Here is a 20,718-nt window from a genome sequence, read left to right on the forward strand (position 1 = left end):
AACGAGGAGGCTCCGCGCAGATGGAGACGAAGAGTCGGGCCGGCGCACACCCGGTGTCCGTTGACACCGGGGAGAAGGTCGACGGCTATCTGATGGCCGATTTCCCGTGGTACGGCCTGGACGAGGCGTTCACGGGCCCGCGCCGGCTGATGCACGCCGGCGTCACCCCCCAAGGCACGGTCGAGCACGGTTCGCTCGCGCACGGCGAGGAGCCCACCATTCGGGTGGAGACCGTGCCGGACGCCGAGCGCTTCGCCGTCGTGGTCACCGTCCCCTGCCGCCCCGTACGGCGCAGCGCGGACGGCACGGGCGTCCTGGAAGCCACCTCGGTGTCCTCGGCCGCCTGGCTGGCCGGCTCGGGCCTGCTGAACTGCACCTGGCCGGTGCAGATGGAGCGGGCGCTGCGGCAGGACTGGCTGGACCAGCAGACCATGCTCGCGTGGGAGCTGGCGGACGACCTGACCGGCGAGGCGTGGAGCGAGCTGACGCTCCCGGTGGACGGCGTGCCGACGCCGTTCCACTACCGCGAGTCGGAGTACGGCTGGGTGCTCGCGGGCTCCGCGGGCGACGGCGCGGACGGCGCGCACATCGGCGCGTACGGGCGCGGCATGAGCGCCTACGGGCTCGGCTTCGCGGTCGTGAAGGACATCAAGTCGTACGAGGGCTGAGCCCCCGCCGGGGCCCGCCACGCCCCGGCCCGCACGACGAAGGGGCGGACCGTTCGACGGCCCGCCCCTCCCGTGAAGCCCGGAAATCGCCCGGCTACGCGCTCAGAACTTGTTGCGCGGGGTGATCCCCAGCGACATGCCCGACAGGCCGCGCTGGCGGCCGCCCAGCTTGCCGGCGATCGCGCGGATCGCCGCGCCCGCGCCGGAGTCCGGATCGGTGAGCACGATCGGCTTGCCCTCGTCGCCGCCCTCGCGCAGCCGCACGTCGATCGGGATGGAGCCGAGCACCGGCACCTGCGTACCGGTCGTCTTCGTGAGGCCCTCGGCGACCCGCTCGCCGCCGCCCGTGCCGAAGACGTCGACGATCTCGCCGCTGGGCAGCTCCAGGCCCGCCATGTTCTCGACCACGCCGACGATCTTCTGGTGGGTCTGTACGGCGATGGAGCCGGCCCGCTCGGCGACCTCGGCGGCGGCCTGCTGCGGGGTGGTCACGACGAGGATCTCGGCGTTCGGCACCAGCTGGGCCACGGAGATCGCGATGTCGCCCGTGCCCGGGGGCAGGTCGAGCAGCAGGACGTCCAGGTCGCCCCAGTACACGTCCGCGAGGAACTGCTGGAGCGCGCGGTGCAGCATCGGGCCGCGCCAGACGACCGGCGCGTTGCCCGGGGTGAACATGCCGATCGAGATGACCTTCACGCCGTGCGCGGCCGGCGGCATGATCATGTTCTCGACCTGGGTGGGGCGGCCCTCGGCGCCCAGCATCCGCGGCACGGAGTGGCCGTAGATGTCCGCGTCCACGACGCCGACCTTCAGGCCGTCGGCCGCCATCGCCGCCGCGAGGTTCACCGTCACCGAGGACTTGCCGACGCCGCCCTTGCCGGAGGCGACCGCGTAGACCCGGGTCAGCGAGCCGGGCTGGGCGAAGGGGACCTCGCGCTCGGCGGTGCCGCCGCGCAGCGCCGTGGCCAGCTCCTTGCGCTGCTCGTCGCTCATCACGTCCAGCTCGACGGCGACGCTGGTGACGCCCTCGACCCCGGCGACCGCGTCGCGCACGTTGCTGGTGATCGTCTCGCGCATCGGGCAGCCGGAGACGGTGAGGTAGACCGCGACCGACACCGTGCCGTCGGCCGCGATGTCCACCGATTTGACCATCCCCAGCTCGGTGATGGGGCGGTGGATCTCGGGGTCGTTCACCGTCGCGAGCGCATCGCGGATCGCGTCCTCGCTCGGAGCGGCCGTTGTGGGCGTGTCGGTAGCCATGACCCGATGGTACGGCTCAGTAGGGGGCCTCCGGAAAGCCCCGTCGGCGGTCGTGTTCGTCACTCTCGGTGGCGGCGGGCCGACGTGCGTTCCTCGTACTCGCCGTCCTCGTCCCGCCGTTCCTCCAGTTCCTTGATCATGTCCTGCAGTTCCGAGCGGATCCAGTCGCGGGTGGCGACCTCGCCGAGGCCGAGGCGGAGCGCCGCGATCTCGCGGGTCAGGTACTCGGTGTCGGCGATCGACCGCTCGTTCTGCTTGCGGTCCTGTTCGCGGCTGACCCGGTCCCGGTCGTCCTGCCGGTTCTGCGCGAGCAGGATCAGCGGCGCGGCGTACGACGCCTGAAGGGACAGCATGAGGGTCAGGAAGATGAAGGGGTACTCGTCGAAGCGCAGCGGTGCGGGCGCCGAGATGTTCCAGGTGACCCAGATGATGATCAGGACGGTCATCCAGACGATGAACCGGCCGGTGCCCAGGAAGCGCGCGATCTTCTCCGACAGCCGCCCGAACGCCTCCGGGTCGTACTCCGGCAGCAGGCTGCGGCGCGGCGCGCGCGGCACGTCCAGCCGCACCCGCGCGCGCTCCCCGGTGGCCGCGGCGGCCCGCGCCCGCTCCTTCGCGCTCTCGCGCTCCTCAACGCCCATGCGCGCCCCCGCCCGCGGCGCCGGCGGCGCTGCTGCCCGGAGCGCCGCCCGCGTGCCCGTTGGCGCGGCCCTCCGCCCGGTCCGCTTCGCCCCCGGCGAGGTGATCGGTGGCGTCCACCCCGGGCGCGCCGTGCAGGTCCGTCTCGCGCCAGTCCTCGGGCAGCAGGTGGTCCAGTACGTCGTCCACGGTCACCGCGCCCAGCAGCGACCCGCTCTCGTCCACGACCGGCGCGGCGACCATGTTGTACGTGGCGAGGTAGCTGGTCACGGACGGCAGCGGGGTGTCCGGCGGCAGCGGCGGCAGATCGCTCTCCACGATGGCGCCGACGAGGGTGAAGGGCGGGTCGCGCAGCAGCCGCTGGAAGTGGACCACGCCGAGGTACTTGCCGGTCGGCGTCTGGTCCGGCGGCCGGCAGACGTACACCTGGGCGGCGAGCGCGGGGGAGAGGTCGGGATCGCGCACCCGGGCGAGCGCGTCGGCGACCGTGGCGTCCGCGCCCAGCACGATCGGCTCGGTGGTCATCAGGCCGCCCGCGGTCCGCTCCTCGTACGCCAGCAGGCGCCGTACGTCGGCCGCGTCGGACGGCTTCATCAGGGTCAGCAGCCGCTCCTTCTCCTCCTCGGGGAGCTCGGAGAGCAGGTCGGCGGCGTCGTCGGGGTCCATCGCCTCCAGGACGTCGGCGGCCCGCTCGTCCTGCAGCTTGCCGAGGATCTCGATCTGGTCGTCCTCCGGCAGCTCCTCCAGGACGTCGGCGAGCCGGTCGTCGTCCAGCGCGGCGGCCACCTCGACGCGGCGCTTCGGGTTGAGGTGGTGCAGGACGCTCGCCAGGTCGGCGGGGTGCAGCTGCTCGAAGGTGGCGAGCAGGCTCTCCGCGCCCTGCCCGTGCTCCTCCAGAGAGAACCCGGTGACCTGCGACCACTCCAGGGTCAACGTTTCTCCGCGGCGCCGCAGCGTCCCGCCCTTCCCCTTCCGTACGAAGACCTTGTCGATCTCCCAGTCGCGGCGGGCCGGCAGCTGAGTGATGCCGATGTCCAGGACGGTGACCTCTTCGTCGGTCTCCACGATGCGCACCCGGCGGTCCAGCAGCTCGCCGAGGACGAGGGTCTCCGAGGCGCGCTGCTCGAAGCGCCGCATGTTGACCACGCCGGTCGTGATCACCTGGCCGGACTCCACGCCCGTCACCCGCGTCATCGGCAGGAAGATCCGGCGCCGGCTGATCACCTCGACGACCAGTCCCAGCAGCCGCGGCGGCCGGCCGCCCACCCGCAACATGGCCACCAGGTCCCGCACCCGGCCGACCTGGTCGCCGTTGGGGTCGAAGACGGCGATGCCGGAGAGGTGCGAGACGAACACCCGGGGGGTGACCACCGCCATGCCGCGCGCCTCCGCTCCTTCTCCTCCGGCTCCCGGCGGACCAGGGCCACCCGACTCCCGATAAAACGGCTGAAATCGCGCTTCAGCCGGACTTCAGGCTAACGCGCCCGCCGGACGGGTGCCCCGGCAGGCACCACCGTACGACTGTCCCCTTCTCCGCCCCGGCCCTCCGCGTCGGAAGGTGTGCGGGGCACCGGTACGCTGCCGTACGCCGTCGAGGCCACCGCGACCGACCCAGTGCACCAGGAGGCAGGCAGCCGTGACCGCTATTTCGCCAGGTTCGCCAGGAACGAGCCGCCGGTCCCGCACCGCCCGCCGCCGCGCGGGCCGGGCGACGGCCGTCGCGGCGGTGTGCGCGGGCCTGGCCCTTGCGCTGGCGGCCTGTGGCGGCTCGGAGGACCCGGACGCGGGCACCAACGGCGTCGGGAAGCTGTCCCCCGCCAAGATCCGGAAGAAGACGCTGGCCGCCGCGGACAGCGCGGGGAGCGTCCACGTCTCCGGCAAGCTCGTCAGCGGCCGCAGCACGTACGAACTGGACATGCGGCTGGCCCAGAACGGCGGCAAGGGCACGGTCGCCACGAAGGACACCACCTTCTCCCTGCTGCGCATCGACCGGTCGCTGTGGGTGAAGGCGGATGCCGACTTCTGGGCGCATCAGAAGGGCTCCTCGCCGAGCGGTAGCGACACCGCGGCCGCCGCCAAGCTGGGCGGCAAGTACGTGAAGGTGCCCTCCGAGGACCGCACCTACCGGCAGTTCAGCGGCTTCACCGAGAAGGAGCCGCTGCTGGACACGCTGCTCACGCTGCACGGCGGCCTCTCCCGGGGTGCGCACGGCAGCCTGGACGGGACCCGCACGATCCGGGTCGCGGCCGCGCGGGGCAACGGGGGCACGCTGGACGTCTCCCTGGAGGGCGAGCCCTACCCGCTGCGGCTGCAGCGGGCCGGCGGCGCGGGCGTGGTCACCTTCGCCGACTGGGACGAGCACATCGAGCTGGAGCGCCCGGACGACGACAAGGTCGTGGACTACGGGGAGAGCCTCGGCAGCGGGAACTGATCCCGCCGCGCCGGCATTACGGGAGCGACGCTCCCTGTGCGGCGGTACTCAGCCGCGCCGCTTCCGGCGCAGCAGCTTCGGGAGCGCGGCGGGGACCGGCTCGCGGGTCGTGGCGCCGGTCGGCAGCGGGCGGGCCGCCTGCGCGTCCGCGCCGAAGTCCGTACGGGCGGCGGGCGCCCCGTCCTCCGTGAGCGGGGCCAGCCGCAGCACCCGGCACTCGCGGGCCCAGCGCTCCGGCATGGTGTCCGCGTCCGGCGCGTTCAGCCGCTTGCCCTTCAGCTCGCCGACGGCGGCCTCCCAGGACTCGCTGTGCGGCGCGGCCTCGGTGACCCGGGCCGTCCAGGCGACCAGCCGGCCGCCCTTGTCCTTGCTGCGCACGGTGACGGTGGCGGTGCCGCCGTCGGTGAGCCCGAGGTCCGCGAGCGGCTGCTCCAGGGGGCCGTCGCCGACCAGGCACGCGGCGCCGTCGTGCCAGACGTGCCACAGCGCGCGGGCCGGGCCCTCGGTCCCCTGGACCCAGATGAGGCCGGACTTCTTGGTGGCCTCCTCGATGAGGGCCTGATCGAGCAGCGGCTGGGGCACGGTCTCCGTCATGCCCGCAAGCCTAGAGGGGCCCGTGCGGGGAGCGTGCCGCCGCCCCGCGCCGAGCGCTCGTGCCGCTGTGCGCGCCCCCGCCCGCTACAGCCAGCCGTTGCGCTTGAAGCCGCGGTGGATGCCGAAGCAGATGACGACCGTGAGCATCAGGACGGCCGGGTAGCCGTACTTCCAGTGCAGCTCGGGCATGTACTTGAAGTTCATGCCGTAGATCCCGGCGATCATCGTCGGCACGGCGAAGATCGCCGCCCACGACGTGATCTTGCGCATGTCCTCGTTCTGCGCCACCGTCGCCTGCGCCAGGTTGGCCTGGAGGATGGAGTTCAGCAGGTCGTCGAAGTTGAGCACCTGCTCGTTGACGCGCGCCAGGTGGTCGGCGACGTCCCGGAAGTACTTCTGGATGTCGGAGTCGACCAGCCGCATCGGCCGCTCGCTCAGCTGCTGCATCGGCCGCAGCAGCGGCGAGACCGCCCGCTTGAACTCCAGCACCTCGCGCTTGAGCTGGTAGATCCGCCCGGCGTCGCCCTTGGACGCGCTGCCGCCCCGGACCTGCGCCTTGCCGTTCGTGCCGGAGCTGAAGACGTCGATCTCGACCTCGTCGATGTCGTCCTGCACGGCGTCGGCGACCGCGATGTAGCCGTCCACGACCTGGTCGGCGATGGCGTGCAGCACGGCCGAGGGGCCCTTGGCGAGCAGCTCGGGGTCGTCCTGGAGGCGGTGCCGCAGCGCGCGCAGCGAGCCCTGGCCGCCGTGCCGGACGGTCACGATGAAGTCCCGGCCGGTGAAGCACATCACCTCGCCGGTCTCCACGACCTCGCTGGTGGCGGTGAGCTCGGCGTGCTCGACGTAGTGGATCGTCTTGAAGACGGTGAAGAGCGTGTCGTCGTACCGCTCCAGCTTGGGCCGCTGGTGGGCGTGGACGGCGTCCTCGACGGCCAGCGGGTGCAGCCCGAACTCCTGGGCGATGCCGGCGAACTCGCGCTCGGTCGGCTCGTGCAGCCCGATCCAGGTGAAGCCGCCGTTCTCGTGCACGTCGGCGATGGCCTCGGAGGGGCTGACGTGGTTGCTGACGCGGCGTCCGTCCCGGTAGACGCCGCAGTCGACGATGGCGCTGTTGGCCGAGGCGGCGCGGGTGGTGTCGTACTCGTACGGGGAGTCGCCGCGCCGCCGGGAGGGGCGGACGGCGGCGCGCAGGTCGCGGATCATCGACATGGCGGGCTCCTTCACGGGCCGGCCGTCAGCCGAGGGCGCGGGGCGTAACGCAACCCGGAACGTGGACGTACGCGGCATCGTCGGCCGTACGTCCGCAAAGCGGGCGGCGCTCCGTGCGGTGGTGCTGACGGCAGTTCGCAGTGCGGAAAGAACAGAGAAAACCGAGGTGCAGGCGTTCTTCCGTCAGGTGCTGCCGGTGCGAAGGGACTTCACGGTTTCACCGCGACGCGGTGGGGTACGGAAGCTCTCGAGATCAGGAGAGTCGCATCATCAGCGGGAGGACGGGAGAACTGCCGGTACTGCACGGTCGACTAGGATCCATGCCAGTCCCACCTCCTCCGGTCGGTCCCTGCTGGGGGACGACGTCTTTCGCTGACCAGATGGCAAGGCTATCAGCCGACTGAACCGTTACGGCCCCGCTCCGCCGCCGCTTTGCCTGTTCCATACCGGGTGCCCGCGCGGGCCTATGCTCGCCGCATGTCTGACGTTCTTGAGCTGGTCGAGGCCCGGCTGCTGATGGCCCTGGGGAAGCCGGACGCGCGCGCGGCGGTGACGTTCCTCGGTACGGACCGCATCGAAGTACTGCGCTACGCCGACGGCGAGCTGGTGCGATACGTCACCCTCGGCATGTCCGCCAACCCCATGACGGACCCCTCGGAGGTACTCGCCGACCCGCTGCGGGGCCCGCGCGCCGAGCTGGTCCTGACCGTGCGGAACGGCCGCGCCGACACCGACAAGGTGCTCAGGTCCCTCGCCGTACTGGCCGCTTCCCCGCAGGTCGAGGGCGTCATCGTGGCCCCGGGCGCGTCCCTGGACGTGGGTGAGCCGCTGTGGCCGGGCGCCCCCTTCACCTCGGTGCTGGTCACCGAGGGCGGGGGACTGGTGGAGGACCTGGAGCTCGACGACCCCATGGACCCGGTGCGCTTCCTGCCGCTGCTCCCGATGACGCCGAACGAGGCGGCCTGGAAGCGGGTCCACGGCGCGGCGGCCCTGGAGGAGCGCTGGCTCCAGCAGGGCACCGACCTGCGGGACCCGCTGCGGAACGGCGTACCCCTGGACTGACGCGGCGGTCCTGTGGGCCGACGCACGGAGATCGAAACGTCACCGTATGAAGATGGCGTGATCGGAGTGGCTGTTTGGCCTGAAGGTGACCGGTGCCGAGCGGCGCAGGGCCGCCCCGGACGGGTGATCGTCCTTGACGCGCGGGCGGCCCTGGAGGACCGTTGAGCTTTATGAGGGGCGAACCCAGTTGCCCGAAGTGCGGTGGCCGGGTGCGGGCGCCCGGTCTCTTTGCCGACTCCTGGCAGTGCGACGTGCACGGCACCGTGCACCCGCTCCAGCCGGTCGTGCCGCCGAGCGTCGAAGCGCTGGCCGTGGTGGTGAACCGTGCGCGCGTTCCCGTATGGATGCCGTGGCCGCTGCCGGTGGGCTGGCTGTTCACCGGTGTGGCCTGTGCGGGGGACGACCGCAGCGGCGGCCGGGCCACGGCGGTGGCCTGCTCGGGACCCGGACCGCTGGGCGGGCCGGGCGAGCTGGTGCTGGTCGCCGAGGAGCTGGGCGTCGGCCTCGGCGCGCGGTATGCGGGCATCGACGGCCCGGACCCGGGCCCGCGCATGAAGGTGGAGCGGCCGCCGCACGCCAAGGTGCTGGCCGCCGGCCGGCCCACCCCGCTGTGGCACGTCGAGGGCGTCCCCGAGGACCGCGCGGTCTTCGCGGGCGAGGCGTGCGGGCTGTGGCTGTGGGCGGTCGTCTGGCCCGAGCAGTCGGGCCTGATGATGTACGACGAACTGGTCCTGACCGACCTGCGGGACGCGGGTGCCGAGGTCGACCTGCTGCCGTGCGGGGCGCTGTCGCCGCGCATCCTGTCCTGAGGTCTGCGCGCATCGCGTACTGAGGTCGGCACGCGGCCTGTCCTGAGACTCGGGCCGAGAGCCGCGCGCCCGGGAGCGGTGCCTACAGCGGCGCGGGGGTGGCCGTCCGGACGCCGGTTATCCTTTGGGGCGTCCCCTGTTGTCCGGCGCCCTGTCCGGCCGTTGCCCGGTCCGCCGTCCCGTCCGTGTCTGGAGTCCGCGTCGTGCGTATCGACCTGCACACCCACTCCACCGCGTCCGACGGCACGGACACCCCCGCCGAACTGGTACGCAACGCCGCCGACGCCGGTCTGGACGTCGTCGCGCTCACCGACCACGACACCGTCGGCGGACATGCCGCGGCCAAGGCGGCACTGCCGCCCGGCCTCACGCTCGTGACCGGCGCCGAGCTGTCCTGCCGGCTGCCGGCCCGCGACGGCAGCGGCGACGGCATCAGCCTGCACATGCTGGCCTACCTCTTCGACCCCGAGGAGCCGGAGCTCGCCCGCGAGCGGGAGCTGGTACGCGACGACCGGGTGCCGCGCGCCCGCGGCATGGTCGCGAAGCTCCAGGAGCTCGGCGTGCCCGTCACCTGGGAGCAGGTCGCGCGGATCGCCGGGGACGGCGCGGTCGGCCGGCCGCACATCGCCACCGCCATGGTCGAGCTGGGCGTCGTGCCCACCGTCTCGGACGCCTTCACCCCCGAGTGGCTGGCCAACGACGGACGGGCGTACGTCGAGAAGCACGAGCTGGACCCCTTCGAGGCGGTCCGGCTGGTCAAGGCCGCGGGCGGGGTCACCGTCTTCGCGCACCCGCTGGCCCTCAAGCGCGGCGTGTGCGTCCCCGAGAGCGCGATGGCCGAGCTGGCCGCCGCCGGTCTGGACGGCATCGAGGTCGACCACATGGACCACGACGCGCCGACCCGGGAGAGGCTGCGCGGCATGGCCGCCGACCTGGGCGTGCTCACCACCGGCTCCAGCGACTACCACGGCAGCCGCAAGACCTGCCGGCTCGGCGAGTACACCACCGACCCCGAGATCTACGGGGAGATCGTGCGCCGCGCGACCGGCGCGTTCCCCGTCCCGGGCGCCGGCGGCTGAGCCGGGCCGCCCCGCCCCACACCTCTCCGCCCCCAGCGGCTTTCCGGCGCCCCGCGCCGTCTTCCTCCCCCCCCGTACGTGCGCCGTGGTGTGCGCGTGCGTCCGTACCACTCCTCGCAAGGCCATCACCGTGTTCGACCTCGCTGTCTTCGGATCCCTCTTTCTCACGCTTTTCGTGATTATGGACCCCCCTGGAATCACCCCGATCTTCCTCGCCCTCTCCTCCGGCCGCCCGGCCAAGGTGCAGCGCCGGATGGCCTGGCAGGCGGCGGCCGTCGCGTTCGGCGTCATCGCCGTCTTCGGCGTCTGCGGCCGGCAGATCCTGGCGTACCTGCACATCTCCACGCCCGCGCTGATGATCGCGGGCGGGCTGCTGCTCCTGCTGATCGCGCTCGACCTGCTGACGGGGAAGTCGGAGGAACCGACGCAGACCAAGGACGTCAACGTCGCGCTCGTGCCGCTGGGCATGCCGCTGCTGGCCGGGCCCGGCGCGATCGTGTCGGTGATCCTCGCCGTGCAGCACGCGCAGGGGTTCACAGGCCAGGTGTCGGTCTGGGCGGCGATCGCCGCGATCCACGTGGTGCTGTGGCTGGTGATGCGCTTCTCGCTGGTGATCATCCGGGTGATCAAGGACGGTGGGGTGGTACTGGTGACCCGGCTCGCCGGCATGATGCTCTCCGCGCTGGCCGTCCAGCAGATCATCAATGGCGTGACCCAGGTGATCAACGCCGGCTGAGGCGCCAGCGGTGCGCACCGGGAAGCCGGGCCCGGGCGTGCGCGCCGCGCCGGAAGGCGCCGTCCCCGTACAACACGCCGCCCCCGTACGGATCGTCCGTACGGGGGCGCTGCTTTCGATGGCCCGAAGAGGCCGGGGGCCGCGTTACGAAGCGGCCGCCGCGGAATCGGCGGGGCGGATGTAGATGCGCTGGCCGATTGCGGCGGCCTGCTGCACGATCTGATTGACGGAGGCGGCGTCCACGACGGTGCTGTCCACGGCCATGCCGTTGACATCGTCAAGGTGCATGATTTCGAAGCGCATAAAGGGCTTCTCCCTTCGTCTGATCCTCCTGAGGAGAACTGCTGAAGCGGCACGAGTGCCTGTCATCGGTGTCAGGCGTGCCATAGGGGACAACGAAGTGCTCTGAGCAATAATTCCCTACGCTAAAGAAAATTTTCGCGAGGCTAATTACTCACCAGTCAGTACGGCCGTCGCACGCCGCCCGGCCGGTTGTGTCTCCCCCGCCCGCGCCAGGAGAATCGGACCGGTATGAACGACGACCTCCGGCCCGCGGGCCCCACCGACCTCACCGCTGTCGTGGCGGGCATCGAGCGCACCAACGAGCTGCTCAACCGCGTCCTGGCCGAGGTCGCCACCACCCCCTCCACGCACGCGGTCTTCGTCGACGCGGGCTACCTCTACGCCGCGGCCGGCCGGCTGGTCACCGGCACGGAGGACCGCCGCTCCTTCGACCTCGACGCCGAGGGGATCATCGACGCGTTCATCGAGATGGCCCGCACGGTCTTCCCCGACAGCCGGCTGCTGCGGGTGTACTGGTACGACGGCGCGCGGCGCCGCATCCACACCCTGGAGCAGCAGTCCATCGCCGAGCTCCCCGACGTCAAGGTCCGCCTCGGCAACCTCAACGCCAACAACCAGCAGAAGGGCGTCGACTCCCTGATCCGCTCCGACCTGGAGTCGCTCGCCCGGCACCGCGCCATCAGCGACGCGGTGCTCATCGGCGGCGACGAGGACCTGGTCTCCGCCGTCGAGGCGGCGCAGGGGTACGGCGCGCGGGTGCACCTGTGGGGCATCGAGGCCACCGAGGGGCGCAACCAGGCCGAGCCGCTGCTCTGGGAGGTCGACAGTCAGCGCACCTTCGACCTGGAGTTCTGCAAGCCGTACGTCACCGAGCGCACCGTCTACGACAGCGGCCCCACGGGCGCGGCCGACGACGGCCCGGCGCCCCGCCGCGAGGACGTCCGCTTCGTCGGCGCGCAGATCGCCGCCCAGTGGCTGGCCTCGCGCGGCCGGGACTGGACGGCCGACCTGCTGCCCGGCCATCCGTACCTCCCGGGCGCCGTCGACCAGGACCTGCTGACCACCGCCGAGGGCCTGCTGCGCCACTCCCTGCGCCCGTACGCGGACCTGCGGCGGGTACTGCGGGACGGCTTCTGGGAGCACGTACGGGCGCAGTTCTGAGCCCGCGCGCGGCCTGGAGCGTCAGTGCGCCACGTACTCCGCGAGGCGCGCGAAGAAGCCGGTCCAGCCCGCCTTGGCCTGCGCGTACTGCCCGGCGGACAGCGTGCCGCCGGTCTGCTGGAAGTCCATCTCGGTCTTGTCGCCGAGGCCGTTGAGGGCGACGGTGACCAGCTCGCCCTCGGCGTCCTCCGGGGCCGAGGCGTCCTTCAGGGTGAAGACCAGCCGCTCGGGCGGCACGATCTCCCGGTAGACGCCGTGGAACGGCAGCTCGCCGCCGTCCGGGGTGCGCACGACCAGGTGCCACGCGCCGCCCGCCCGTACGTCCATCGCCATCTCCTCGACGGGGACCTCCAGCTCGCCCCCGTACCAGTACGCGAGGGCCTCCGGCGTCGTCCACGCCTGGAACACCCGGTCCCGCGGGGCGTCGAAGAGGCGAATGATCGAAATGCCGCTGTCGTCCGTCATGGCCGTCCGTCCTCCGTCATCGGGTGCGCGGTGGGCCCGAGCCTGTGTCCGAGAGCCTGTGGCTGCCTACAGATGGTCGCCCGGACGGGGGCTGCCGGCTTCCCGGAGCGGCCGGAGGAGTGCCGTTCCGGCCATTCCGGGATGTCGCGCGGCGGGACGGGCGCGCTACCGGCCGGCCGCCTCGTCCCAGAAGGAGACCAGGGCCGCCGCCGTCTCCTCGGGCCGGTCGACGTTGGGGGAGTGCTCGGCGCCCGCGACGACGGTGCGGCGCGCGCCGAGCCGCTCGGCCATCTCGTCCAGCTGCGGCACCGGCCAGGCGTAGTCGACGGCGCCGGACAGCACGTGCTTGGGCAGCGGTACGGCGGCCAGCGCGGCCACCCGGTCGGGCTCGCCCGCTATCTGCCGGGCGGTGCCGATCAGCTGCTCCGGTACGGTGCCCAGCCAGCGCCGGTGCAGGAACTCGGCGACCTCCGGCGGGGTGGTCTCGCCCGCCGCCTCCGGGGGGTCCAGCTCCCGCATCGCCTGCCAGACGGCCTCCATCGTCAGCGTCGTCAGCGCGTCGATGAGCATCTTGGCGCGGGCCTGCTGCTCGGGGGCGACCGCCGCCGGCCCGGAACTCATCAGCGTCAGCGAGCGGTACGGCGCGGCGTCGTCGAGGACCGCGGCCCGCGCCAGCAGTCCGCCGAGCGAATGCCCCAGCAGATGCACCGGGCCCGCGTCGAGCGCGGCGGCCTGCGCGGCGATGTCCCGCGCCAACTCGCCCTGGGCGTACGCCTGTTCCTCGCGCGGCCCGGGTGACTCGTACTGGCCTCTGCCGTCCACGGCCACGGTGCGGTACCCGGCCGCCGCCAGGGGCGCGAGCAGCGGCAGGAAGTCCTCCTTGCTGCCGGTGAAGCCCGGTACCAGCAGGGCGGTGCCGCGCACGGGGCCGTCGGGGCGCGCGTCGTGCACAGCGAACTCACCCCGCCCCGTGGCGAGTCGGTACGCACGGGCACACACGGGCAGCTCAAGGAACGGGGGCCTACTCATGGACCAGAGGCTATCCGGGACGGATGTCCGGCGGGTGCCGGAAAGATGACGTCCTCCGGCTCCGCCGTACGGCGTACGGCATACGTCGTACGGCAGTGGGCGGATCCGTCCGTACGCCGACGGCCCCGTACCGGCTGAGCGGTACGGGGCCGTCGACGGCGTGCGCGGGATCAGCCCTCGGGCGTGGCCTCGGGCGCCGCGGCCGTCTTCTTGGCAGCGGCCTTGCGCGTCCGGCGCGGCTTGGCGGGCGCCTCGGCGTCCGCGTCCGTGCCCTCGGCGGCACCGGTGGCGGCCTCGGCCTTCTTGGCGGCCGTCTTGCGGGTACGGCGCGGCTTGGCCGGGGCCTCGTCCGCCGCGAGGGCGGTGGCCTCGGCGCCTTCCGCGGCGTCCACCGCGGCCTCGGCCTTCTTGGCGGCGGTCTTCCGCGTCCGGCGCGGCTTGGCGGGCGCCTCGGTGGCCTCGGCGGTCGCGTCCGTGCCCTCGGCGGCCTCGACGGCCGTCTCGGCCTTCTTGGCGGCCGTCTTGCGCGTCCGGCGCGGCTTGGCCGGTGCCTCGGTGGCCTCGGCCGTCGCCTCGGTGGCCTCGGCCGTCGCCTCGGTGCCCTCGGCGGTGTCCACCGCGGCCTCCGCCTTCTTGGCGGCGGCCTTGCGCGTACGGCGCGGCTTGGCGGCCGGCGCGTCGGCGGCGGGCTCCTCGGGGGCGCTCTCCGTGACGGTGGCCTTCGCGGCGGCGCGCTCGGCGGCCTTCGCGGCGGCGGCCTCCTCGGCGGCGCGGCGCTCGGCGGCCAGGCGCTGCGCGGCGACCTCGACCGTCTGGAAGCCCACCGAGGTGTCCTCCTTGACGATCACCGGACGCCGGGGCGCCGGAGCCTTGGCGACGGGCGCCCGGCCCTCGGCGGTGGCGACCGCGGCCTCGGGGGCCGTGCCCTGGGGAGCGCGGGTGCCGCGGGCACGCCGGCGGCGCGGCTTGGCCGGCGCCTCCTGCGCGGTGTCCGGGCCGGTGCTCTGCACCGGAACGGTCGCGGCCTCGGGCGCCGCCGGCTCGGCGGTCACCGGCTCGGCCGGCGCGACGGCCGGCGCGGGCTCGGCCACGGCGTGCGCGGTGGCGGTCCGCTGCGCGGCGGCGGACGTGGTGGCGTTGTCGGACGCGGCGGCGCGCGTGCGGCGCCGGCGGCGCGGCTGGCGGGGCGCGGTCGTGCCCTCGGCGGTGTCCGCCGCGGCCTCGGCCGCCTCGCCGCCCTGCGTACCGGCGGCAGCGGTCTCGCCGTCGAGAGGGGCGCCGTTGCGAGTACGGCGGCGCTTGCGCGGCGTACGCGTACGCTCCGGGCGCGCCTCCTCACGCTCGGCCTCCCGGCCGCCCTTGCGCGGCCCGCGGCCGCGGCCGCCGGTCTCACCGAGGTCCTCGACGTCCTCGGCGGCCAGGCCCGCCCGGGTGCGCTCGGAGCGCGGCAGCACGCCGGTGACGCCCTGGGGGATGTTCAGCAGCTCGTAGAGGTGCGCGGAGGTGGAGTAGGTCTCCTCCGGGTCGTTGAACGACAGGTCCAGCGCCTTGTTGATCAGCTGCCAGCGCGGGATGTCGTCCCAGTCGACCAGCGTGACGGCGGTGCCCTTGGCGCCCGCGCGGCCCGTACGGCCGATGCGGTGCAGGTAGGTCTTCTCGTCCTCGGGCGTCTGGTAGTTGATGACGTGTGTCACACCGCTGACGTCGATGCCGCGCGCGGCGACATCGGTGCAGACCAGGACGTCGACCTTGCCGTTGCGGAAGGCACGCAGCGCCTGCTCGCGGGCGCCCTGGCCGAGGTCGCCGTGGACCGCGCCGGAGGCGAAGCCGCGGCGCGCGAGCTGGTCGGCGATGTCGGCCGCGGTGCGCTTGGTGCGGCAGAAGATCATCGCGAGCCCGCGGCCCTCGGCCTGCAGGATGCGCGAGACCAGCTCCGGCTTGTCCATGGAGTGCGCGCGGAAGATGTGCTGAGTGGTGTTGGCGACCGTCGCGCCCTCGTCGTCGGGCGAGGTGGCGCGGATGTGGGTCGGCTGCGACATGTAGCGCCGCGCCAGCGAGATGACCTGACCGGGCATGGTCGCGGAGAACAGCATGGTCTGCCGCTTGGCCGGGAGGTACTGGATGATCTTCTCGACGTCCGGCAGGAAGCCGAGGTCGAGCATCTCGTCGGCCTCGTCCAGGACGAGACCGCGGACCTGCGAGAGGTCCAGCTTCTTCTGGCCCGCCAGGTCCAGCAGCCGGCCCGGGGTGCCGACGACGACGTCGACGCCCTTCTGGAGCGCCTCGACCTGGGGCTCGTACGCCCGGCCGCCGTAGATGGCGAGCACGCGGACGTTACGGACCTTGCCGGCGGTCAGCAGGTCGTTGGTGACCTGCTGGCACAGCTCGCGGGTGGGGACGACGACCAGCGCCTGCGGCGCGTCGGTCAGCTGCTCGGGCTTGGCCCGGCCGGCCTCGACGTCGGCGGGGACGGTGACGCGCTCCAGGAGCGGGAGGCCGAAGCCGAGGGTCTTGCCGGTGCCCGTCTTGGCCTGGCCGATGACGTCGGAGCCGGAGAGGGCGACCGGGAGGGTCAGGGCCTGGATGGGGAACGGAGTCATGATGCCGACTGCCTCGAGGGCTTCGGCGGTCTCGGGGAGGATCCCGAGGTCTCGGAACGTAGACAGGATGCTTGCCTCTTCTGTGAGACGCGGCGCGAGGCGACGAAGGGGATCGACCGTGCCTTGCCGGCCGTCGTACGGGGTCGTACTCGGCGCGGCCCGGCCTCCTAGGGCCGGATGGCGCGGGACCACTGCCTTCGCTCAGGCGCTCGTGCCGCGAGCGGTGTTCCCCTGCCGTGCGTACGTCTCGTACGCGTCGGGGCAGAGGGCGGTCGGGGTGGAGCCGATCGGGCCACCGACCGGGCATCCGCATTCGTGAAACACCCACCGAAACTTCGGCGGGCTCTTTACCACCATACCCCGGATGAGCGCATGTGTGTCCGGGCAATCGTTCGGTCGGGTGGTACCCGAGAGGCTGACCAGGCCCTTCCCCGGGTTGCGGAGCGGGCTATTGTGCGCTTCATGGAGACGCCTGACAACGCCACCGCCGACGCCCCCGCCACGCCCGACGAGCCCACCGGGATCGCCGCCCAGACCTGGGAGGAGGCGGCCGCCGACCCGCAGTACCGGGCCGCGGTGATCGACCTGCTCGGCGCGCTCGCGTACGGCGAGCTGTCCGCCTTCGAGCGGCTGGCCGAGGACGCCAAGCTGGCGTCCACGACGGACGACAAGGCGGAGCTGGCGAAGATGGCGTCGGCGGAGTTCCACCACTTCGAGCGGCTGCGGGAGCGGCTCGCGCAGATCGACGCGGAGCCCAACGCGGCCATGGAGCCGTTCGCCGCCGCGCTGGACGAGTTCCACCGCCAGACCGCGCCCTCGGACTGGCTGGAGGGCCTGGTCAAGGCGTACGTCGGCGACTCCATCGCCAGCGACTTCTACCGTGAGGTGGCGGCCCGGCTGGACTCCGACACCAAGGAGCTGGTGCTCGGTGTGCTGGATGACACAGGGCACGCCTCCTTCGCCGTCGAGAAGGTCCGCGCGGCCATCGAGGCCGACCCCCGGGTCGGCGGCCGGCTCGCGCTGTGGGCGCGCCGCCTGATGGGCGAGGCCCTCTCCCAGGCGCAGCGGGTCGTCGCGGACCGGGACGCGCTGTCGACGATGCTGGTCGGCGGCGTGGCGGACGGCTTCGACCTGGCGGAGGTCGGCCGGATGTTCTCGCGCATCACCGAGGCGCACACCAAGCGGATGGCGGCCCTGGGGCTGGCCGCGTAACGGACGTGAGACGACACTCACATCAACGCGCCCCGCACCGCTTCGGCAGGTGCGGGGCGCGTTGACGTACTGACGTGGTGCGGCGCTCCAGTCGTGGGAAACCGCGCGTACTGACATGGTGCGGCACGCAAACGCGCCGTTTCTGCGTGGCGACATCGGCCGGAAACCGTCCGTACCGGCTGTCCGTCAGGGCTCGGGGCTCGGGGCTCGGGGCCGGGCTGCCTCAGGCCGTCGCTGATCGGCGCAGCCGCCGGGCGGGCCGGGGCTCGGGTCGCAGCAGCAGCGAGAGCAGCGCCGCGGACAGGCCCACGGCCACCACAAGGACTACCGGTGTCTGCCCCGGGCCCAGGATCGTGTGCGCCAGCAGTGCGCCGAAGACGGCTGCCGCGGGGCCCGTGGACAGCGTCAGGCTGCGCTTCGGGAAGCGGCCGGGCAGCCGCCGGAGGGCGGCGAGGGCGAGGGCGAGGCCCAGGGCGGTGGCGCCGAGCACTTCCAAGATCATGTTTCCCCTCCCGCACGGATGACACCGCCGTGCCGCGGCGGTGTCACGGCCATTCGTGGGCGGTCGTACCCACGGCGCGCCACGGGCAATCGTGCCGGGCCGGACAAAGGTGCGATCACCGCCCTGAGCAGGGGAAAAGCGCCCGACAGTGCGGAGAGGGGGCGCAAGCGAACGGGCGGCGCCCCGGGGAACGTCTCCCCGGGGCGCCGCCCGTCATACGTGCTGTGCGCGGCAGGCGTCTACAGAGCGCCGAAGCCCACCTTGCGTCCGGCGGGCTCGCCGATCTCGACGTACGCCAGCCGGTCCGCCGGTACCAGGACCTTGCGGCCGTGTTCGTCCTCCAGGCTCAGCAGCTGCGACGTGCCGGCCAGCGCGGCGGCGACCGCACTCTCGACCTCCTCGGCAGGCTGCGAGCTCTCCAGGACGATCTCGCGGGGCGCGTGCTGCACGCCGATCTTGACCTCCACGGCTTATGTCCCTCCGACGGTCTCGGTCCCCCCGGTCTGGCCAGGGGGCGGGGTGCGCGACGATCCGCGCCCTACGCAGCACACATTAGCCCGGTACGGGGACGGACAAGGCGCCGCGGAACACGCCCGCAGCGAACACGAGGGCCGCGTGCGGCTGGTCAGGGCGCGGGAGCGGCACCGGAACAGGCGCCCGGCGCCCCGTCGGGGCGGGCGCCGGCACGGCTGCCGACGCCCGCCCCGGGGGCTCCGTCAGGGGCCGCCTCAGTGGCCTTCGGTGCCGTGCAGCGGGAAGCCCGCGATGCCCTTCCAGGCCAGCGAGGTGAGCAGCTGCACCGCCGTGTCACGGGTGACCGTGCGCTCGCTGGAGAGCCAGTACCGCGCGACGACCTGGGACACGCCGCCCAGGCCCACCGCCAGCAGCATGGACTCCTCCTTGGACAGCCCGGTGTCCTCCGCGATCACGTCACTGATCGCCTCGGCGCACTGCAGCGAGACCTTGTCCACGCGCTCGCGGACAGCCGTCTCGTTGGTGAGGTCCGACTCGAACACCAGTCGGAATGCGCCGCCCGGGTCCTCCACGTACGCGAAGTACGCGTCCATGGTCGCCGCGACCCGCTGCTTGTTGTCGGTGGTGGAGGCCAGGGCCGTTCGTACCGACTGCAGCAGCGACTCGCAGTGCTGGTCCAGCAGGGCGAGGTAGAGGTCGAGCTTGCCGGGGAAGTGCTGGTAGAGCACCGGCTTGCTGACGCCGGCCCGCTCGGCGATGTCGTCCATCGCCGCAGCGTGGTACCCCTGCGCCACGAAGACTTCCTGTGCGGCGCCCAGGAGCTGGTTGCGCCGTGCCCGGCGCGGCAGGCGCGTGCCCCGAGGGCGCGCGGCCTCTGTCTGCTCGATGGCGCTCACGCCGCCTCCCAGTGTCGTTCCGTACGAGATGCACACAGCCCGGTGCACCGCGCCCGCCATCGTACTTTTGGGTAACGAGGCTGTGCGCGGTCCGGAGCGAGAATTTATCCGCCCGGGTCTTGCAGGAAGCCGACATACCGGCTCAGGTCACCGGTAATCGTCTTCGTCCAGCTCGACCACCCGGGCCTGTTCCGCACGGTCCGCTTCGTTCGCCGCGTCGGGATCGCCGCCGGTCAGTGTGTCGTCCTGCTGTTGCGCGACGCTCATGAGCTGTTCCCGGGTATCCGCCTCCGGTGCTTCCGTGTCGATTTCGGTCGTCTCGTCCTCGTCGAAGGTATCCGGATCTGTGGGGTCGACAGGCATGGTGGCTCCCCTTTCCTGGGTGAGCGTCCTTTACACGAGCCTATGAGAGGGGATTGCCCGGCGCGATGCGGTACGCGCCGCGAACGGGTGGCGGTACCGGAAGGCGCGGTCGCACGGCTACGAAGCGGTCGCGTCGCTACGTAAGAAGTGACGGCGGCGCCACGAAGGCGCGGCCGTGACCCAAGAGACGTGTGATGGCGAACACACCGGAACGGACGTGATCGTCTCGTAACATCGACGCATGTCTTCCACGGAGCCGCCGGACACCCGAACCGCGCTCCCGGTGCCGCCCGGGGGCCCGGGCCCGCGCGTCGGCACCGAGGAGACGCTGCGCAGCGTGAGCCTGCCGGGCGTGACGCTCAGCGTCCGCGCGCCCGCCAGGGTGCGCGAGGACCTGCCGCCCGCCCTGTACGTGCACGGCCTCGGCGGCTCGTCGCAGAACTGGTCCGCCCTCATGGCGCTGCTCGCCGACCGGGTGGACGGCGAGGCGCTGGACCTCCCCGGATTCGGCGACTCCCCGCCCCCGGACGACGGCAACTACTCCATCAGCGGCCAGGCCCGCACGGTCATCCGGTATCTCGACCAGCGCGGCCGCGGCCCCGTCCACCTCATCGGCAACTCCATGGGCGGCGCGGTCTCGACCCGGGTCGCCGCGGTCCGCCCCGACCTCGTGCGCACCCTGACGCTGGTCTCGCCCGCGCTGCCCGAGCTGCGCCCGCAGCTCAGCGCGGTGCCCACGGCGCTGCTGGCGGTCCCCGGCATCACCACCCTCTTCAGCCGCCTGACGCGGGACTGGACGGCCGAGCGCCGCACCCGTGAGGTGCTCGCCCTCTGCTACGGCGACCCCGGGATGGTCACGCCCGAGGAAGTGGCGGCGGCGGTCGAGGAGACCGCGCGCCGGCTGCAGCTGCCGTACTTCTGGGAGGTCATGGAGCGCGCCTCGCGCGGCATCGTGAACGCCTACACGCTCGGCGGCCAGCACAACCTGTGGCGGCAGGCGGAGCGCGTTCTCGCGCCGACCCTGCTCATCTACGGCGGCCGGGACCGGCTGGTCTCCTTCCGGATGGCCCGCAGGGCCGCCGCCGCCTTCCGCGGCTCGCGCCTGCTCACCCTCCCCGAGGCGGGCCACGTCGCGATGATGGAGTACCCGTCGACCGTCGCCCGCGCCGTGCGGGAGCTGCTGGACGACACGACCGCCGATGCGAGCAGGAGCTGACGGGCCC

21 protein-coding genes and 1 pseudogene are annotated in these 20,718 nt (G+C 72.9%); 9 read left to right on the forward strand and 13 right to left on the reverse strand.

The genetic code is table 11. From position 1 onward, the window contains the following. Positions 1 to 20: 20 nt before the first annotated feature. Positions 21 to 668, forward strand: a complete 648-nt coding sequence (locus ACZ4MH_RS17485; RefSeq protein WP_351599938.1) for a hypothetical protein — start codon at positions 21 to 23, stop codon at positions 666 to 668. A 102-nt stretch (positions 669 to 770) separates the two neighbouring features. Here the strand turns inward: ACZ4MH_RS17485 and ACZ4MH_RS17490 are convergent, their stop codons facing one another. From ACZ4MH_RS17490 to ACZ4MH_RS17500, 3 genes are read right to left on the reverse strand one after another with little or no spacing between them, the layout of a single operon-like run. Next, a complete protein-coding gene (locus ACZ4MH_RS17490) occupies positions 771 to 1,928 on the reverse strand; it encodes an Mrp/NBP35 family ATP-binding protein (RefSeq protein ID WP_351599939.1) in 1,158 nt (385 codons plus the stop codon). 59 nt (positions 1,929 to 1,987) lie between these two features. Next, complete coding sequence (locus ACZ4MH_RS17495) at positions 1,988 to 2,569, reverse strand: DUF1003 domain-containing protein (protein WP_351599941.1); 582 nt, start codon at positions 2,567 to 2,569, stop codon at positions 1,988 to 1,990. After that, a complete protein-coding gene (locus ACZ4MH_RS17500) occupies positions 2,559 to 3,944 on the reverse strand; it encodes a magnesium transporter MgtE N-terminal domain-containing protein (protein ID WP_351599943.1) in 1,386 nt (461 codons plus the stop codon). The genes ACZ4MH_RS17495 and ACZ4MH_RS17500 overlap by 11 nt, the downstream gene beginning before the upstream one ends. A 259-nt stretch (positions 3,945 to 4,203) precedes the next feature. Between ACZ4MH_RS17500 and ACZ4MH_RS17505 the strand changes: the two genes are divergently transcribed. Further along, a complete protein-coding gene (locus ACZ4MH_RS17505) occupies positions 4,204 to 4,998 on the forward strand; it encodes a hypothetical protein (RefSeq protein WP_351599945.1) in 795 nt (264 codons plus the stop codon). 48 nt (positions 4,999 to 5,046) lie between these two features. On the opposite strand, the gene ACZ4MH_RS17510 is transcribed toward ACZ4MH_RS17505, so the two are convergent. Both ACZ4MH_RS17510 and ACZ4MH_RS17515 read right to left on the reverse strand, forming a co-directional pair. Next, entirely contained in the window at positions 5,047 to 5,592 is a 546-nt protein-coding gene (locus ACZ4MH_RS17510) for a hypothetical protein (RefSeq protein ID WP_351599947.1), read from the reverse strand. 84 nt (positions 5,593 to 5,676) lie between these two features. Continuing rightward, positions 5,677 to 6,804, reverse strand: coding sequence for a magnesium and cobalt transport protein CorA (locus ACZ4MH_RS17515; RefSeq protein ID WP_351599948.1), 1,128 nt, complete (start codon positions 6,802 to 6,804; stop codon positions 5,677 to 5,679). A gap of 477 nt (positions 6,805 to 7,281) precedes the next feature. Here ACZ4MH_RS17515 and ACZ4MH_RS17520 point away from each other — a divergent pair, with 477 nt between their 5' ends. The 4 genes from ACZ4MH_RS17520 to ACZ4MH_RS17535 all read left to right on the forward strand — a co-directional run bounded on the left by ACZ4MH_RS17520 (position 7,282) and on the right by ACZ4MH_RS17535 (position 10,490). Continuing rightward, the gene (locus ACZ4MH_RS17520; protein ID WP_351599949.1) at positions 7,282 to 7,866 is read left to right on the forward strand and encodes a suppressor of fused domain protein; all 585 of its coding nucleotides are present in this window, start codon (positions 7,282 to 7,284) and stop codon (positions 7,864 to 7,866) included. A 170-nt stretch (positions 7,867 to 8,036) separates the two neighbouring features. Next, positions 8,037 to 8,675, forward strand: coding sequence for a DUF6758 family protein (locus ACZ4MH_RS17525; protein ID WP_351599950.1), 639 nt, complete (start codon positions 8,037 to 8,039; stop codon positions 8,673 to 8,675). A 203-nt stretch (positions 8,676 to 8,878) separates the two neighbouring features. Next, positions 8,879 to 9,754 (forward strand): PHP domain-containing protein, encoded by an 876-nt coding sequence (locus ACZ4MH_RS17530; RefSeq protein WP_351599952.1) that lies wholly within the window; start codon positions 8,879 to 8,881, stop codon positions 9,752 to 9,754. Positions 9,755 to 9,884: 130 nt separating this feature from the next. After that, complete coding sequence (locus ACZ4MH_RS17535) at positions 9,885 to 10,490, forward strand: MarC family protein (RefSeq protein WP_351599954.1); 606 nt, start codon at positions 9,885 to 9,887, stop codon at positions 10,488 to 10,490. Positions 10,491 to 10,634: 144 nt separating this feature from the next. Here ACZ4MH_RS17535 and ACZ4MH_RS17540 read toward each other — a convergent pair whose 3' ends face one another. Further along, a complete protein-coding gene (locus ACZ4MH_RS17540) occupies positions 10,635 to 10,793 on the reverse strand; it encodes a hypothetical protein (RefSeq protein WP_351599956.1) in 159 nt (52 codons plus the stop codon). 228 nt (positions 10,794 to 11,021) lie between these two features. Between ACZ4MH_RS17540 and ACZ4MH_RS17545 the strand changes: the two genes are divergently transcribed. Next, complete coding sequence (locus ACZ4MH_RS17545) at positions 11,022 to 11,954, forward strand: NYN domain-containing protein (protein WP_351599958.1); 933 nt, start codon at positions 11,022 to 11,024, stop codon at positions 11,952 to 11,954. A gap of 21 nt (positions 11,955 to 11,975) precedes the next feature. Here the strand turns inward: ACZ4MH_RS17545 and ACZ4MH_RS17550 are convergent, their stop codons facing one another. The 3 genes and pseudogenes from ACZ4MH_RS17550 to ACZ4MH_RS17560 form a co-directional block, all read right to left on the reverse strand. Then, entirely contained in the window at positions 11,976 to 12,419 is a 444-nt protein-coding gene (locus ACZ4MH_RS17550) for an SRPBCC family protein (protein ID WP_351599960.1), read from the reverse strand. Between the two features lie 165 nt (positions 12,420 to 12,584). Next, positions 12,585 to 13,448, reverse strand: a complete 864-nt coding sequence (locus tag ACZ4MH_RS17555) for an alpha/beta fold hydrolase (protein WP_351599962.1) — start codon at positions 13,446 to 13,448, stop codon at positions 12,585 to 12,587. Positions 13,449 to 13,618: 170 nt separating this feature from the next. Further along, positions 13,619 to 16,361 (reverse strand): annotated as a pseudogene (locus tag ACZ4MH_RS17560) (DEAD/DEAH box helicase). A 149-nt stretch (positions 16,362 to 16,510) separates the two neighbouring features. Between ACZ4MH_RS17560 and ACZ4MH_RS17565 the strand changes: the two are divergent. Then, on the forward strand, positions 16,511 to 17,260 hold the full coding sequence (locus tag ACZ4MH_RS17565; RefSeq protein ID WP_351601553.1) for a ferritin-like fold-containing protein: 750 nt from the start codon (positions 16,511 to 16,513) through the stop codon (positions 17,258 to 17,260). Positions 17,261 to 17,483: 223 nt separating this feature from the next. On the opposite strand, the gene ACZ4MH_RS17570 is transcribed toward ACZ4MH_RS17565, so the two are convergent. From ACZ4MH_RS17570 to ACZ4MH_RS17585, 4 genes are all read right to left on the reverse strand, one after another. Then, positions 17,484 to 17,762, reverse strand: coding sequence for a hypothetical protein (locus ACZ4MH_RS17570; RefSeq protein ID WP_351601556.1), 279 nt, complete (start codon positions 17,760 to 17,762; stop codon positions 17,484 to 17,486). A 239-nt stretch (positions 17,763 to 18,001) separates the two neighbouring features. Next, positions 18,002 to 18,229 (reverse strand): DUF3107 domain-containing protein, encoded by a 228-nt coding sequence (locus ACZ4MH_RS17575; RefSeq protein ID WP_351601559.1) that lies wholly within the window; start codon positions 18,227 to 18,229, stop codon positions 18,002 to 18,004. Between the two features lie 261 nt (positions 18,230 to 18,490). Beyond that, a complete protein-coding gene (locus ACZ4MH_RS17580; RefSeq protein ID WP_351601562.1) occupies positions 18,491 to 19,132 on the reverse strand; it encodes a TetR/AcrR family transcriptional regulator in 642 nt (213 codons plus the stop codon). Between the two features lie 147 nt (positions 19,133 to 19,279). Next, positions 19,280 to 19,495: a hypothetical protein gene (locus ACZ4MH_RS17585; RefSeq protein WP_351601565.1), complete on the reverse strand. Its 216-nt coding sequence runs from the start codon at positions 19,493 to 19,495 to the stop codon at positions 19,280 to 19,282. 241 nt (positions 19,496 to 19,736) lie between these two features. Between ACZ4MH_RS17585 and ACZ4MH_RS17590 the strand changes: the two genes are divergently transcribed. Beyond that, the gene (locus tag ACZ4MH_RS17590; RefSeq protein WP_351601568.1) at positions 19,737 to 20,711 is read left to right on the forward strand and encodes an alpha/beta fold hydrolase; all 975 of its coding nucleotides are present in this window, start codon (positions 19,737 to 19,739) and stop codon (positions 20,709 to 20,711) included. Positions 20,712 to 20,718: the final 7 nt, after the last annotated feature.

This window comes from Streptomyces sp. NPDC026301, assembly GCF_055567935.1.

Excerpts from the sequence above, each read along its gene's own strand:
- ACZ4MH_RS17485 (WP_351599938.1), top strand. The coding sequence starts at position 21 with ATGGAGACGAAGAGTCGGGCCGGCGCACACCCGGTGTCCGTTGACACC.
- ACZ4MH_RS17490 (WP_351599939.1), bottom strand. The coding sequence starts at position 1,928 with ATGGCTACCGACACGCCCACAACGGCCGCTCCGAGCGAGGACGCGATC.
- ACZ4MH_RS17495 (WP_351599941.1), bottom strand. The coding sequence starts at position 2,569 with ATGGGCGTTGAGGAGCGCGAGAGCGCGAAGGAGCGGGCGCGGGCCGCC.
- ACZ4MH_RS17500 (WP_351599943.1), bottom strand. The coding sequence starts at position 3,944 with ATGGCGGTGGTCACCCCCCGGGTGTTCGTCTCGCACCTCTCCGGCATC.
- ACZ4MH_RS17510 (WP_351599947.1), bottom strand. The coding sequence starts at position 5,592 with ATGACGGAGACCGTGCCCCAGCCGCTGCTCGATCAGGCCCTCATCGAG.
- ACZ4MH_RS17515 (WP_351599948.1), bottom strand. The coding sequence starts at position 6,804 with ATGTCGATGATCCGCGACCTGCGCGCCGCCGTCCGCCCCTCCCGGCGG.
- ACZ4MH_RS17520 (WP_351599949.1), top strand. The coding sequence starts at position 7,282 with ATGTCTGACGTTCTTGAGCTGGTCGAGGCCCGGCTGCTGATGGCCCTG.
- ACZ4MH_RS17525 (WP_351599950.1), top strand. The coding sequence starts at position 8,037 with ATGAGGGGCGAACCCAGTTGCCCGAAGTGCGGTGGCCGGGTGCGGGCG.
- ACZ4MH_RS17540 (WP_351599956.1), bottom strand. The coding sequence starts at position 10,793 with ATGCGCTTCGAAATCATGCACCTTGACGATGTCAACGGCATGGCCGTG.
- ACZ4MH_RS17545 (WP_351599958.1), top strand. The coding sequence starts at position 11,022 with ATGAACGACGACCTCCGGCCCGCGGGCCCCACCGACCTCACCGCTGTC.
- ACZ4MH_RS17550 (WP_351599960.1), bottom strand. The coding sequence starts at position 12,419 with ATGACGGACGACAGCGGCATTTCGATCATTCGCCTCTTCGACGCCCCG.
- ACZ4MH_RS17555 (WP_351599962.1), bottom strand. The coding sequence starts at position 13,448 with ATGAGTAGGCCCCCGTTCCTTGAGCTGCCCGTGTGTGCCCGTGCGTAC.
- ACZ4MH_RS17565 (WP_351601553.1), top strand. The coding sequence starts at position 16,511 with ATGGAGACGCCTGACAACGCCACCGCCGACGCCCCCGCCACGCCCGAC.
- ACZ4MH_RS17570 (WP_351601556.1), bottom strand. The coding sequence starts at position 17,762 with ATGATCTTGGAAGTGCTCGGCGCCACCGCCCTGGGCCTCGCCCTCGCC.
- ACZ4MH_RS17585 (WP_351601565.1), bottom strand. The coding sequence starts at position 19,495 with ATGCCTGTCGACCCCACAGATCCGGATACCTTCGACGAGGACGAGACG.
- ACZ4MH_RS17590 (WP_351601568.1), top strand. The coding sequence starts at position 19,737 with ATGTCTTCCACGGAGCCGCCGGACACCCGAACCGCGCTCCCGGTGCCG.